This window comes from Sphingomonas sp. GW821-FHT03E12 (assembly GCF_059420685.1).
Genome location: NZ_JBWKUF010000004.1, coordinates 1 through 12,910, shown reverse-complemented (window position 1 = coordinate 12,910; position 12,910 = coordinate 1). Strand labels below are relative to the sequence as shown.

Genomic DNA, 12,910 nt, shown 5'->3' with positions numbered 1-12,910 from the left:
TCAGTCTTCTTCCATCAAATAACCCAGACCGCGCAAGGTGCGGATCGTCGGCCCGTCGGGCTCCAGCTTCTTGCGCAGCCGCGCGATATAGACCTCGATCGCATTGGGCGCGACCGCCTCGTCATAGCCGAACACTTCCGACGCGAGCCGATCCTTCGACACCACCTGGCCGACGCGCGAGATCAGCCGTTCGAGCACAACCCATTCGCGGCGTCGCAGGTCAAGGTCGCGCTCGCCGATCCGGGCGGTGTGGTGCGACCGGTCGAACTCGAGCTTGCCGACGCGGATCACCGGTGCCGGATCGACCTGCGGCCGGCGCAGCAGCGCCCGCAGGCGGGCGGCGAGTTCCTTCGGCTCGAACGGCTTGAGCAGATAGTCGTCCGCGCCGAGGTCGAGCCCGAGCACGCGGTCGTCGATCGCGTCGCGCGCGGTCAGGATCAGCACGGGCGCGCGGCAGCCCTTGGCGCGCAGCGACTTGAGCACATCGAACCCCGACATGTCGGGCAGGCCGATATCGAGCGTGATGATCGCATAGGGTTCGTCGGCGGCCATCATCAGCCCCGACGCGCCATCGGGCGCCGGATCGACCGAATAACCTTCCGAGGTGAGTGCCGCGACCAGCCCGCGCGCCAGTGCGGGGTCGTCTTCGATCAGGAGTACGCGTGCCATGCCATGGGTCCGTGACAGCTGGTTGAAAGCTTGACCATGTTTCCTTCGCCAACCAACAAGATAAAATCAGCTGGGGAGATGGAAGCGTGGCGCATTTGCGCAGGCCGGGGAAGCTTGCATCTGCGACATTGCTCGCCCTTGCCGTGCCGCTGCTCGCCTCCGCGATTCCGCCGGTCGGCGATCCGCCCAAGGGCTATCCGCGCTCCTACCGCCAGATCATGGAAGCTGCGCTCGGCGAGCGGACGCTGGTCATCTACTCGACGACCGACAAGCGCCAGGCCGAGGGACTGATCGCAGCGTTCGCGAAGCGCTATCCGTTCGTGCGGGTGGACTATCGCGAACTCTCGACGGAGGTGCTCCACCGCACCGTGATCGCGGACGACCGGCTGAAGCGCCCCGGTGCCGACCTGTTGTGGAGCGCCGCGATGGATCTCCAGACCAAGCTGGTCAACGATGGCTACGCCCAGGCCTATGCCTCGCCCGAAAAGCCCAATCTGCCTTCCTGGGCGTCGTGGAAGAACGAAGCCTGGGGCACCACGGCCGAGCCGATCGTCTTCGCCTATAACCGCAAGCTGGTTCCGGCCGCGGACGTGCCGCAGACGCATGCCGCGCTGACCCGGCTGCTGCGGGCGAAGCCGCGCTTCTACCGCAGCCGCATCGCGACCTATGATCCGCGCCGGTCGAGCGCGGGCTATCTGTTCCTCAGCCAGGACCTGCAGGTCAGCCGCGACACCGTTCCGCTGATGGCGGCGCTCGGCGGCGCGCAGGTCGGGGTCTACGCCACCAGCCAGGAAATGCTCACCCGGCTCAGCGAGGGCCGGCTGATCTTCGTCTACAACATGATCGGCTCCTACGCGCTCGAGCGTCAATCGCACGACCCTGCGATCGGCGTGGTGATGCCGAGCGACTATACGCTGATCATGTCGCGGATCGCGATCATCCCCGATCAGGCGCGGCATCCCAACACGGCGAAGCTGTTCCTCGATTTCATGCTCTCGCGTGAGGGGCAGATCGAGCTCGCGCGGCGCTACATGACACCGGTACGCGACGACGTCCCGGCGCGTGCCGGCGCCCGCGCGCCTGCGAACACCGCGCGCGCGCTGCGCATCGGCCCGGCGCTCATCGCCAATCTCGATCAGATCAAGCGCCGCCGCATCATCAACCAGTGGCAGACCGCATTGGCCGAGCCGGACAAGTAGCGGCGGCGCCACCGTCACCCCGCTCGCAGCGGGAACAGGCCGAGCACCAGGCAGGTCACCAGGAACACCAGACAGGCACCCACTGCCCAGCGGAAGATGAACTTCTGATGGTCGCCCAGCTCGATGCCCGACATGCCGACCAGCAGATAGGTCGAGGCGACCAGCGGGCTGAGCAAATGGATCTGCTGCCCGACCAGTGATGCGCGCGCGATCTCCATCGACGTCACGCCATATTCCGCCGCAGTCTTCGCGAGGATCGGCAGCATGCCGAAATAGAAGGCGTCGTTGGAGATCAGCACCGTGAACGGCATGCTCAGCAGCGCTGTGATCGGCGCCATATAGGGGCCGAGTTCAGGCGGGATCACCGCGATCACCGACGCAGCCATCGCATCGACCATCTTGGTGCCCGACAGGATGCCGGTGAAGATGCCCGCCGCGAAGACCAGGCTCACCGTCGCCAGCGCGTTGCCGGCATGCGCCTGCACCCGCGCCTTCTGGTGCTGGAGGTTGGGATAGTTGACCGTCGCCGCGATCGCGAAGGCGCCCATGAACAGGATGACGAGCGGGAAGGATCCGGCGACGAGCATGCCGAGCAGCGCGGCGGTCAGCACCAGGTTGAACCAGAACAATTTGGGCCGGCGTGTATCCTCGCCGTCCATCTGCTCGCGGATCACCTCCTCGCCCGTTGCGTCCTCGTCGACCGCATCGGCGGGCAGTGCGGCAAGCCGCTTACGCTCGCGCAGCCCGAACATCCAGGCGACGACCAGCACCCAGACCGCCGTGGTCACCATCGCCGGGATCAGCGACACGAACAGGTCGCGCGGATCGACGCCCAGCGCCAGCGCGGCGCGCGTCGTCGGCCCGCCCCAGGGGACGAGGTTGGTCACCGCGACCGACATCATGATCAGACACGCCATGATGCGCACGTCCATCTTCATGTGCCGGTACAGCGGCAGCAGTGCGGAGACGGTGATCATGTAGGTGGTGGTGCCGTCGCCATCGAGCGCGACGATCAGCGTCATCACCGCGGTGCCGATGCAGATCCGCATCGGATCGCCATGCACCAGCTTGACGATCGTCTTGACCAGCGGATCGAACAGCCCGACGTCGATCATCAGCCCGAAATAGAGGATCGCGAACAGCAGCATCACGCCGGTCGGCGCAAGGTCGCGCACGCCCTGCAGCATCATGTCGCCCAGCCCCGCGCCGAACCCGGCGACAAGAGCAAAGGCGGTCGGCACGACGATCAGCGCGATCAGCGCGGACAGCCGCTTGGTCATGATCAGGACCATGAACGTCGCGACCATGGCGAAAGCGAGAAGTGTCAGCATCATCCCCATCTCTGCGGCTGCGCCTGTTCATCGCGCATCGTCCGCCAACGCCTTGCTATGGGGTCAGTCCTGTCATGCTCCTGTCACGGGCAGGATCATCCGGCTGACAGCACAATGACAGCCGCCGCCCCTAGGCCGTCTGCTCCAACGATCATTCGACAAGGAGAGAGAGATGCGGACACGCTTGTGGAAATTACTGGCGCTGGGCGGCGTCGCGGCCATGTCGGTCGCCGCGGCCGACCCGCTCTACACGCTCGAGAATGCAACCGTGCTGGCGAGTGGGGATACCGACTGGGACTATATCAAATACGCCCCGGAAAGCGACCGCCTGTTCATCGCACGGCGCAAGGACGGGCTCAGCGTGTTCGACGTGCGGACGCGCAAGCTGGTCGGCCAGGTCGCCGATTCGGCTGGCGCGAACGGACCGCTGCTGCTGCCGCAGTTCGACCGCGGCTATGTCGCGATGACCGACGGCACGCTGCTCATCTTCGAACTCAAGTCGCTCAAGGTAATTGAACGCCGGCGGCTGGCCGACGATGGCGGACTAAATGGTGTGGTCTATGATGCGACGACGAAGCGCATCTATGCCGTGGTGGGCGCACGAACCGCACAATCCGCCTGGTTCGTGCTCGACGCCGCCACCGGCAAGCTCATCGAACGGCGCGTCTTCCCGTTCCGGAAGATGGACGACCCAGCGCCCGACGGGAAGGGCCACCTCTTCGCCCCCGCGCGCTACGACAATCTGTTGCTGCGCCTCGACTCCGCCACGCTCACCGAGCAGGCCCGGTGGAAGATCGCATGCGACCAGGTCGTTGCCGTGGAATATCATGCGGCGAGCGACCGTATCCTCGTCGGCTGCCGCGGCGATGTGCCGGTCTTCCTCGCGATCGATCCGGCGACGGGCGCCGAAGTGGCGCGGCTGCCGATCGGCAAGGGCATCGACGGCATGGCGGTGGACGAGACCCGGCACCGTATCATCACCAGCAACGGCGCCGATTCGTCGCTGACGGTGATCGAGCAGCGCGGGCCGGACGACTATCGCCTGCTCGGCAATGTCCAGACCCGGCCTCAGGCGCGCGTGATGGCGATCGATCCGGCCAGCGGACGGCTCTTTACTGTCACCGCCGACGCGACCTTCCCGGCGTCGGCGGCGGGCGCGCCCGCGATCCCGCCGACCTTCCACCCCGACAGTTTCACGGTGCTGACGTACAAGCCGGCGCAGTGAATACCGCGCTCCGGAGGGCCAACGGTCCTCCGGAGCGGATCGTTCAGGGAAGCACGGTCGGCTTGGTCGAGGGCTCCCACACGTCCGAGCTGGTCGCGACCAGCTCCTTCATGTCGCGCCACGGCCGGGCGCCGGGAATGCTCGCCTTGCCCTGGATCACACCGGTCGCGAACGCGACCAACCGCGCCTGCACGCGCTGCTGCTCGGCCTCCGGCCACACCTCGTACGGATGCGGCGCGCGCACCACGACCAGCTCTCTGGGCCCCTGCACGCGGCGGTAGCTCTCCATCGTCCCCTGGAGCGATGCGGCATAGTCCCACAACCCGCGCGCGAAGAACGCCGCCGGCCATTTGTGGACGCCGCCCAGGATCGCCGAGCTGGGGAAGAACACCAGATTGTTCTCAACCGCGTTGCCGCCAATGAAGTAGGGACGGTCACGGCCAAGCCCGCGTTCCTCATCCTCCTCGCTCGGATGCTTCATCACGAAGCCGGGGCCGCTGGTGAACTCCGCCATCAGCATCGCGCCCTTGATGCTGCGGTCACCGACCGGCTTGGTACAGCGGATCTTGGGCATGTCGTAGCTGCAGTCGCGATCGAAGTTCATCGTCATCGCCCAGCCGCTCGCCATCGTCCCGCGCGAATTGCCGAACAGCATCACCGGCAGCCCGCCCTTGGCATCGCCACCGCGCAGCATCGCCGCAGCATCGGCGCCGCGCCGCTCCTCACCTGCCGGGGTACGCAGGCGCAGCCCGTCGCCCGACCGCAGGCTGGCGATCATCGCCAGAATGTCGCGGCCCTGCTGCAGCGTATTGGTGTCGGCATAGCCGGTCGACAGCCCGACCCCGCGCCGGTCGTAGAGCAGCACGTCGAAGCCCGCAGCATTGAACATGCGCGCCAGGTCGCGCCACAATTGCTGCCCGCTTCCGCCGCTGCGCTCGCTGGGGAAATCGTTGATCTTGGTCTCGCCGTCGTCCTTGATCCGGTAGAGCCGGTCATCGGGATGGGTGATCGCGGCGATGCGCCCGCCGCCGCCCGGCGTCATCACGATCAGCGCGCGCTTCTTCCCGCCCGTGCCGTCGTCCACGCCCTCCCCGCGCACATACCAGCCGCGCAACCGGACATCGCCGGTCATCTTGTGGTGGATACGCTCGTGCGGGTCGCGCGGTGCGGTGAACTCGACGGTGAAGGTACGCGGATCGAGCGCCGCGAACGCCTCGTTCCATGGCGCCTCCGCGAAGAAGGCGGGCCGCCGCACGCGACCAAGATCGATGTCGCCGGTCTCGTCCGACGGCAGCTTGCCGAGCAGGTGCAGATGCCGCGGATCGCGGGTGCGATATTCCTTGTTCGGCGGCCGGCGCGCATGGATCTGCTTGCCGACGCGCTTGCGGCACTTCTTGTCCTTCTTGCACGACGCCCATTTCGCGCGGAGTTCCCGGTCGCTGAACGCATCGACATAGAAGTCGCCGCGATAGCCCGCGGGCGGGCGCGCCGCGACGGTCGAAAAGGGGATGCAGGTTCGCGGCCCCGCTTTGGTCGGCAGAATATAGCCGGGCATCTTGCGGTCGCGGTCATAGCCGACGCGCGCCTCGCACTCGGCGGCCGGCTCGGGGATCGCCGGCTCTTTCTGCCCGGCCTCGGCCAGCCCCGGCCACATCACCGCCATCGCCCCCGCAGCCAGATATCGCAGCGTGCTCCCCATTACTCTCCCCTCTTATGATCCAATCAGGCGATGCGCGCCGTCAGCGTCGGCAGCGATGTCTCGGCCGAGTTCACATTGACCCGCCGGTCCACACGCACGCCGCCATCGATGAAGCTGCACACCAGCGTGTCGCGGAACGCGGTCTCGACGAACTGCCAGCTCATCTCGAGTTGGCCGGGCGACAGCCACCGCGCACCCGCGACCACGCGCTGGCGCGCCGGCCGGTACTCGTGATGCAGGCGGTTGCCGGTCATGCTCGTGTCCTGCTCGAGATAGTCGGCAAACCCGGCGGTGACCTGATGCTCGCCATGCGCATCGCGCATCCGGTAGGTGCAGGCGCCGCGGCTGAAATCGAACGAGAGCCATTCGACCCCCTGATCATTGGGCCCGACCGCCAGCCTTTTGCCGCTCAACCCGGCAGCCGCCGCCGTCGGCGCACCGCCGCCCGCCAGCGGCGGGAGCAACCGGAGCCCGGCGGTTTTGCGCCGCAGTTCGACCGCCGCCGGACCCGGCTGCGACACATCACCGAACGCAGCCGGGAAGTGCTTCCAGATGAACGGCTTGATCTTCTTGCTGCCATTGATTGCGGAGAACAGCGCGAGCACCGCATTCTGCTCGGGAAAGACGATCGCGAACTGGCTGAACAGTCCGAGCGCATAATAAGCGCGGCCCGGCCCCATCCACCATTGATAGCCATAGGCGCCGTCCGCATCGCCCGGCGTCTGCTCGGTCGTCGCCGCACGCACCCAGGCTTCGGACAGGATGCGCTTGCCGTTCCACATGCCCCCGCTCGCATGCACAGCACCCAGCTTGAGCGAGGCCGCGGTGTTCCAGGTGAGGCCGTTGCCGCCCGGACTCACCCCGCCGGGGCTGCTGTCCCAATGCCACCGGTCGATCCCGAGCGGTTCCATGAACCGCGGCCGCAGATAGTCGGCCATCGACTGGCCGGTGGTCTTGCTGATGATCGCCGAGAGCATGAAGCTCGCCGCGCTGGTGTACTTGAAATACGTACCCGGCTGGTGGACGACCGGGATCTTGAAGAACTCGGCGACCCACGGCGTATCGATCGGCCGCCAGGCGGAACCGGAGGTCTCGCGGTCGTGCCCACACTGCATCGTCAGCAGGTTGCGCACCGTCATCGCGCGCAAATTCGCGCTGGCGTCCGCGGGCACATATTCGGGAAAGAAGGAGGCCACCTTGTCGTCGAAGCCGAACCGGCCTTCGTCGATCGCCAGCCCGGCCGCAGCCGCAGTCGCGCTCTTGGTCAGCGAATGGGTGATATGGATCCGGCCGGGCGAATAGGGCCACCACCAGCCTTCGGCGACGACATGCTCGTTGCGCATCAGCATGAAGCTGTGGAGTTCCAGTCCCGCCGCCTCGACATCGGCAAGGAAGGCCAGGATCCGTTCGGACGAGACGCCTTGCGCCTCAGGCGTGCTGCGCAGCAGGCCGTCGCGATAATCGTCGGGCCGGACCGGCCCCACGCCCGGCGGCAGTCCCATGCCCTGCGCCAGCGGCCGCGCACAGCCGCCTGCGAGCAGATAGGCACCCGCACCCATCGTCAGCTGCCCGATACGCCGTCGCGTGTAACGAAACTCGCTCAAGCCCTCACTCCCCTCGGCTCTTTGACGGCAATGTGAGACGCTCGCCTGTCACCACGCTGTCACAGTCGCCGCCCTCGCCAAGCGGGCAGGCCCGCGTCGCCCTACGCCTGCAGCGCTGCATTCAGTACGCTGGCGGCCGCGATCCGAACTCAAGCGTAAACCGCGAACAGCCTGTCCAGGAAGCGGTCATAATCGGCGCCGGCGTTCGCGCTCTGTCCGGCAGAACGCCAATAGCCCATGGCAATGCTCGAATAGACCGCCGCCAGCGCCACGCTCTGCGCTTCGGTACACTTCACCCGCTCGCGCACCGTATGTACGCTCGTGCTTCCGCGAAGATAGCGGAGCAGGCCGATCAGATCTTCGCCGACCCGCCCGCGCGCGACGGCCAGCACCAGCTCGTCGATGGCCAGCATGCGCGACAGGTCCGGCTGCGCGCGCCTGTCCAGTGTTTGCTTGTCCGGCGCTTGCGGATTCGCACCCGGTCGGTCGGGCAGGCCGCCCGTCAGCTGCACATAGATTTCCGAATAGGCGAGCTTGAGCAGGTCGCTGGTGCGCTTGCAATTGTGCGAGACCACGCCAAGCGTCAGCCCTGCCTCCGCCGCGACCGCACGGTGAGTCACGGCCCCTGCCCCCTTCTGTGTGAGCAGGCGCGCGGCTGCCATTGCGATCAACTGCAGATTGCCCTCGGGGATCGCCATTGTCCGGTCCGCCGCGCGGGCACATGCGCGGGCGTGAACACGCCACGGCGCCGGTTCCGGAAGCCGCCCGTCCAGCCACCCTGCCCAGCTACGCGCGGATTCCTCGAGCGCGGCGCGGTCGATCGGCCGGCGCCAGCGCATCAAGTGGAGCAGGCCTTCACCATCGAAGAACAACGCTGCCGCGTCGGCCGAAGCGGCGGCACCGAAGCGTGCGCAGATATCGGCCCAGAATCCGCGCCATAGCGCGTTCCATGCGTCACGTAGCGGCACGAAGCGCGGGTTGCGCGCGGCGAGAAGCTGGCATTCGCGCCAGGCAAAGGCGAGCGCGCGCGCACCTTCGCACCAATCGTCGATCAGCTGCGCGGTCAGGGATCCCAATGCCTGCAACGGCATGGCATCGACCCCATCGAGTTTCGCCCGCCAACCGTCCGCCCATTGCGCGGCAAGCGTCAGCGCCTCGGCTTGAGCCGCTTCATACAAATGTTCAAAATCATTGAAATGATAATAGATAGAGGAGGCATTCACCCCCGCAGCTGAGGCAAGGTTTCGCGCAGAGATCTCGCCACTTCCCTGTTCCGGCCAAAGGGCGAGTACGGCGGCAACCAGGTCGCGGCGTCTCGACGATTCTTCTCGAACGGATACGCCCTGCATTGTCGCTATCTCGTTGCTCTTGCCGCGGAAACCCGCCGGCGCGGCGCTACCAGATCGCCAGCAAAGTTCAAAATCCCACGCGCGCCAAACTGTAACAGCCGAGTCGCCGGGCTGACATACGATCGTTCTAATCGCACCCCGAGTTCAGTCACATAAGGGGGCAATGCAATGCGATTCCGTTCGTCCAACCCTGTCCGGCACCGCGCCGCGATTCTCGCCACCGCCGCCACGCTCGGCCTCACCGCCCAGGCCCAGGCGCAGGCGATCAACGCCGCTGCGGAGAGCGTCAGCGAGGATACCGAGATCCTCGTCACCGGCTCGATCTCGCAGGCCCAGGCCGCCTCGGTGCGTGAGAAGCGAGAGGCCGACAACCTCGTCGATATCGCCGCCGCCGATGCCGTCGGCCGCTTCCCCGATCAGAACAGCGCCGCAGCGCTTTCGCGCCTTCCCGCAGTCGCGGTACAGCGCGATCAGGGTCAGGAACGCTATATCCAGGTGCGCGGCGCCCCCAATCGCTGGACCTCGGTCAGCATCGATGGCGTGCCGATGATCGGCGTCGACGAGGGCGGGACGACCCGCGCCTATCGTTTCGACGCGGTCCCCGCGGTGCTGCTGAGCTCTATGGTGGTCAACAAATCGCTGACCTCGGATCTTCAGGCCGAGGCGATCGTCGCCAATATCGATCTGCGCACCTATTCGCCGCTCGCGGTGAAGGGCTTCAGTCTTCAGGGCGACCTTGGCTATGGCTGGATGGAACTGGGCGGCGGCGAGCAGCGTCAGGGCTCGATCCGCGCAAGCTGGTCGAACGACGTGCTCGGCATCGTCCTCGGTGCCTCGCACTATCGCCGCAAGCAGACCACCGACAATCGCGAGGTGGGCGCCTATGACGCACTCGGACCGACCGAGTTCGACATCCGCAATTACCTGCTCGAGCGCGAGAATAACGGCCTGTTCGCCGCGGTGGAATGGGAGCCGGCCGAAGGGCAGCGCTTGTGGGCGCGCACCATCTACACCGAATTCAGGGACGACGAGCAGCGCAACCAATATGAGTTCGATCTCGACAGCAGCGGGGCCACCGGCACGCGCAGCATGGTGCGCGGCGACCTGGTCGGCGTGCCGGTCGTGTCGACCTTCAACTACGGCCAGTACCGTACTCGCAACTACATCAACACGATCGGCGGCAGCTATGAGAGCGGCGACGGCCTCAAGGCCACGATCAACCTCAACTATACCCGCACCGAGAACACGACCTATCTTCCACTGACCCAGCTGCGCACCTCGGGGCTCGCCTCGCCGTCGATCAGCTATGACAACAGCGATCCGCGCTTTCCGCTGGTCAGCGTCTTCTCGACCGTGATGAGCGGTGCCACGCGCGTCCGCGGCGCGCCGCTTTCCGGGATCGACCAGGCCGCGGTCACGTCCAGCGGCATCGTCATCCCCGCCCGTCAGGACACCTTCTCGAACAGCTATACCGCGAAGTTCGACCTCTCGAAGGAGATGGGCGATATCACCGTGTCAGCGGGCATGCTCTACGCCGATCGCGACATCAACGGCTTCACCTTCGCCACCTCAAACGTCGTCCCCCTCGCGCTCGGCGCCACCGTGGGCAAGCCGTTCAGCATCGCCAACTATCTGACCAGCCAGACCTGGGACACGAACTTCCCCCTCGGCTTCCGCATCAACTATGTCGACAACGTCAAGATGCGCGCAGACGTCGATGCGCTGCTCACCGCGCTTCAGGGCACGGGCGCCTATAATCCCAACAACAACGTCCCGGCGGAGAATTACTACACGCTCAACGAGCGCACGCTCGCCGGCTATGTGATGGGCAAGTTCAAGTTCGACGGCGGTCAGGTCGTCGCGGGCGTCCGTGTCGAGCGCTTCCTGCTCGAGAACAAGGGCACCGCGCGCACGTCCACCGGGCTGCGTCCGCTCTCTGCACCGCAGGAGCACACCGACTTTTTCCCCAGCATCAACGCGCGCTTCGACCTGTCGGACGATCTCGTCCTGCGCCTCGCCGGCCAGCGTGGCGTCGCGCGCCCGTCGTTCGGCGAGATTCGCGTCGGCAGCGCGATCAACGACACCACCACGCCCGGCACGATCGGCGGCGGCAACCCGATGCTCAAGCCCGAATACACTTGGGGTCTCGACGCCAGCCTCGAATATTATCTGCCCGGCGGCGGCATCCTTGCGCTGTCGGGCTTCCACCGCTGGGTCGACAACGTCCTCTACCAGAACCAGCAGCGCGTCGGCAGCAGCGTGTTCGACAGCAACGGCGTCGATCGCTCCAACTATCTGCTCACCTCGACCTTCAATGGTGAGAATGGCCGCCTCTACGGCGTCGAGCTCAACTATCAGCAGCGCTTCACCTTCCTGCCGGGCGCGATCGACGGTTTTGGCTTCCAGGGCAACCTCGCGCTGCTCGGCGGCGAGTTCGACACGCCGACGCTCAAGGGCATCGCGTTCCAGGGCCTGTCCGACACCGTCGTCAACGCCTCGCTCTACTATGAGAAATACGGCCTCTCGGCGCGCGTCAGCTATCAGTGGCGCAGCGACTGGCTCGATACGCTCGGCGGCTTCGGCAGCGGCGAGTATCGCAAGGGCTATGACAATCTCGACGTGTCGCTGCGCTACGCCGTGACCGAACAGTTCACGCTGTTCGCCGACGCCTCCAACCTCACCGACGCCGTCTACCTCGCTTACGAGGGCGACAAGAGCCGCCCGACGGAGGTCGAACAGATCGGCCGCCGCTTCCTGTTCGGCGCCCGTTTCGCCTTTTGAGAAAGGAACTCCCCATGCGTAATCTGTTGATACTTTCCGCCGCCGCGCTCGCACTCGCTGCCGGCGCTCCGCTGACGCCGATCGCGGCGCGCCAGGCAGCCGCCCCGGCCCCGAAGACCGCCAAGGTCGAGCACAACCGCGTGCTACCCCTTCAGGGCGGCCAGAATTTCCGCGATCTGGGTGGCTACCGCACCGCCGACGGCCGGGTCGTCAAATGGGGCACCATCTACCGCTCGGGCACGATGCACCGGCTGACCGCGGACGATTTCCGCTTCCTCGCCAGTGCCGGGCTCAAGACGGTGGTCGACCTGCGTTCGACCAGCGAACGCACCCGGGAAGCCGTGGCGTGGCCCGAAGCGATGAAGCCGCAGGTCCATACCAAGGACTATGAGCTCGACAATCGCACCTTCTTCGCGTCGCTCGCCAAGCCCGGCCTGACCGCGGCCGAGGTCAAGGCGACGATGGCGCGCTTCTATCGCGAGGTTCCGATCAGCTTTGCCGATCAGTACAGCGTGATCTTTGCCGAAATTCTGGCCGGCGACACGCCGCTCGCCTTCAATTGCTCGGCCGGCAAGGACCGCACCGGCGTCGCCTCCGCGCTTCTCCTCATCGCACTCGGCGTTCCGCGGGAGACGGTGGTCGAAGATTACCTGCTCTCAAACACCTATTTCAAACCCGATGGAGCGGAGACCAACCCCAAGGATCCGCAGGTCGCCTTCTTCGCCCGCCTGCCCACCGAAGCCCGTCAGGCACTGATGGGCGTCGATCGCAGCTACCTCGAGGCTGCACTCGCGACGGTCGATGCCTATCCCGGCGGTCCTGAGGCCTATTATCGCGAGAAGCTAGGCATGGACGCCGCGAGCATCGCGAAGCTTCGCGACAAACTGCTCGTACGCCGGCCTGACGTGTAAGCGGCTGCAGAACGCAAAAAGGCTGTCCCGAAGGGGACGGCCTTTTTCGCATGATTCAACGCTGAGCGTTGGGCAATAAAAAGGCCGCCCGGTGTGGGGCGGCTGTGTGTGGTTTGATGGTTGCGGGGGTTGGATTTGAACC

The 12,910-nt window shown here is 66.1% G+C and carries 9 protein-coding genes; 4 read left to right on the top strand and 5 right to left on the bottom strand.

From position 1 onward, the window contains the following. Entirely contained in the window at positions 1 to 669 is a 669-nt protein-coding gene (locus AC07TU_RS13345; protein WP_495188408.1) for a response regulator transcription factor, read from the bottom strand. 86 nt (positions 670 to 755) lie between these two features. Here AC07TU_RS13345 and AC07TU_RS13340 point away from each other — a divergent pair, with 86 nt between their 5' ends. Continuing rightward, on the top strand, positions 756 to 1,868 hold the full coding sequence (locus tag AC07TU_RS13340; protein ID WP_495188407.1) for an ABC transporter substrate-binding protein: 1,113 nt from the start codon (positions 756 to 758) through the stop codon (positions 1,866 to 1,868). Positions 1,869 to 1,882: 14 nt separating this feature from the next. Here the strand turns inward: AC07TU_RS13340 and AC07TU_RS13335 are convergent, their stop codons facing one another. Then, entirely contained in the window at positions 1,883 to 3,199 is a 1,317-nt protein-coding gene (locus AC07TU_RS13335; RefSeq protein WP_495188406.1) for a CitMHS family transporter, read from the bottom strand. 172 nt (positions 3,200 to 3,371) lie between these two features. On the opposite strand from AC07TU_RS13335, the gene AC07TU_RS13330 reads away from it, so the two are divergent. Beyond that, positions 3,372 to 4,424, top strand: a complete 1,053-nt coding sequence (locus tag AC07TU_RS13330) for a YncE family protein (RefSeq protein WP_495188405.1) — start codon at positions 3,372 to 3,374, stop codon at positions 4,422 to 4,424. A gap of 43 nt (positions 4,425 to 4,467) precedes the next feature. Here the strand turns inward: AC07TU_RS13330 and AC07TU_RS13325 are convergent, their stop codons facing one another. The 3 genes from AC07TU_RS13325 to AC07TU_RS13315 form a co-directional block, all read right to left on the bottom strand. Beyond that, on the bottom strand, positions 4,468 to 6,123 hold the full coding sequence (locus AC07TU_RS13325; RefSeq protein WP_495188404.1) for an alpha/beta hydrolase family protein: 1,656 nt from the start codon (positions 6,121 to 6,123) through the stop codon (positions 4,468 to 4,470). A 23-nt stretch (positions 6,124 to 6,146) separates the two neighbouring features. Further along, the gene (locus AC07TU_RS13320; protein ID WP_495188403.1) at positions 6,147 to 7,727 is read right to left on the bottom strand and encodes a serine hydrolase domain-containing protein; all 1,581 of its coding nucleotides are present in this window, start codon (positions 7,725 to 7,727) and stop codon (positions 6,147 to 6,149) included. A gap of 149 nt (positions 7,728 to 7,876) precedes the next feature. After that, a complete protein-coding gene (locus AC07TU_RS13315) occupies positions 7,877 to 9,076 on the bottom strand; it encodes a TetR family transcriptional regulator (protein WP_495188402.1) in 1,200 nt (399 codons plus the stop codon). 168 nt (positions 9,077 to 9,244) lie between these two features. Between AC07TU_RS13315 and AC07TU_RS13310 the strand changes: the two genes are divergently transcribed. After that, entirely contained in the window at positions 9,245 to 11,857 is a 2,613-nt protein-coding gene (locus tag AC07TU_RS13310; RefSeq protein ID WP_495188401.1) for a TonB-dependent receptor, read from the top strand. 14 nt (positions 11,858 to 11,871) lie between these two features. After that, complete coding sequence (locus AC07TU_RS13305; RefSeq protein WP_495188400.1) at positions 11,872 to 12,768, top strand: tyrosine-protein phosphatase; 897 nt, start codon at positions 11,872 to 11,874, stop codon at positions 12,766 to 12,768. The last annotated feature ends 142 nt before the right edge of the window (positions 12,769 to 12,910 follow it).

What these genes read in the sequence shown, in the direction of transcription:
- AC07TU_RS13345 (WP_495188408.1), bottom strand. Translation starts at nt 669, where the DNA reads ATGGCACGCGTACTCCTGATCGAAGACGACCCCGCACTGGCGCGCGGG.
- AC07TU_RS13335 (WP_495188406.1), bottom strand. Translation starts at nt 3,199, where the DNA reads ATGCTGACACTTCTCGCTTTCGCCATGGTCGCGACGTTCATGGTCCTG.
- AC07TU_RS13330 (WP_495188405.1), top strand. Translation starts at nt 3,372, where the DNA reads ATGCGGACACGCTTGTGGAAATTACTGGCGCTGGGCGGCGTCGCGGCC.
- AC07TU_RS13325 (WP_495188404.1), bottom strand. Translation starts at nt 6,123, where the DNA reads ATGGGGAGCACGCTGCGATATCTGGCTGCGGGGGCGATGGCGGTGATG.
- AC07TU_RS13315 (WP_495188402.1), bottom strand. Translation starts at nt 9,076, where the DNA reads ATGCAGGGCGTATCCGTTCGAGAAGAATCGTCGAGACGCCGCGACCTG.
- AC07TU_RS13310 (WP_495188401.1), top strand. Translation starts at nt 9,245, where the DNA reads ATGCGATTCCGTTCGTCCAACCCTGTCCGGCACCGCGCCGCGATTCTC.
- AC07TU_RS13305 (WP_495188400.1), top strand. Translation starts at nt 11,872, where the DNA reads ATGCGTAATCTGTTGATACTTTCCGCCGCCGCGCTCGCACTCGCTGCC.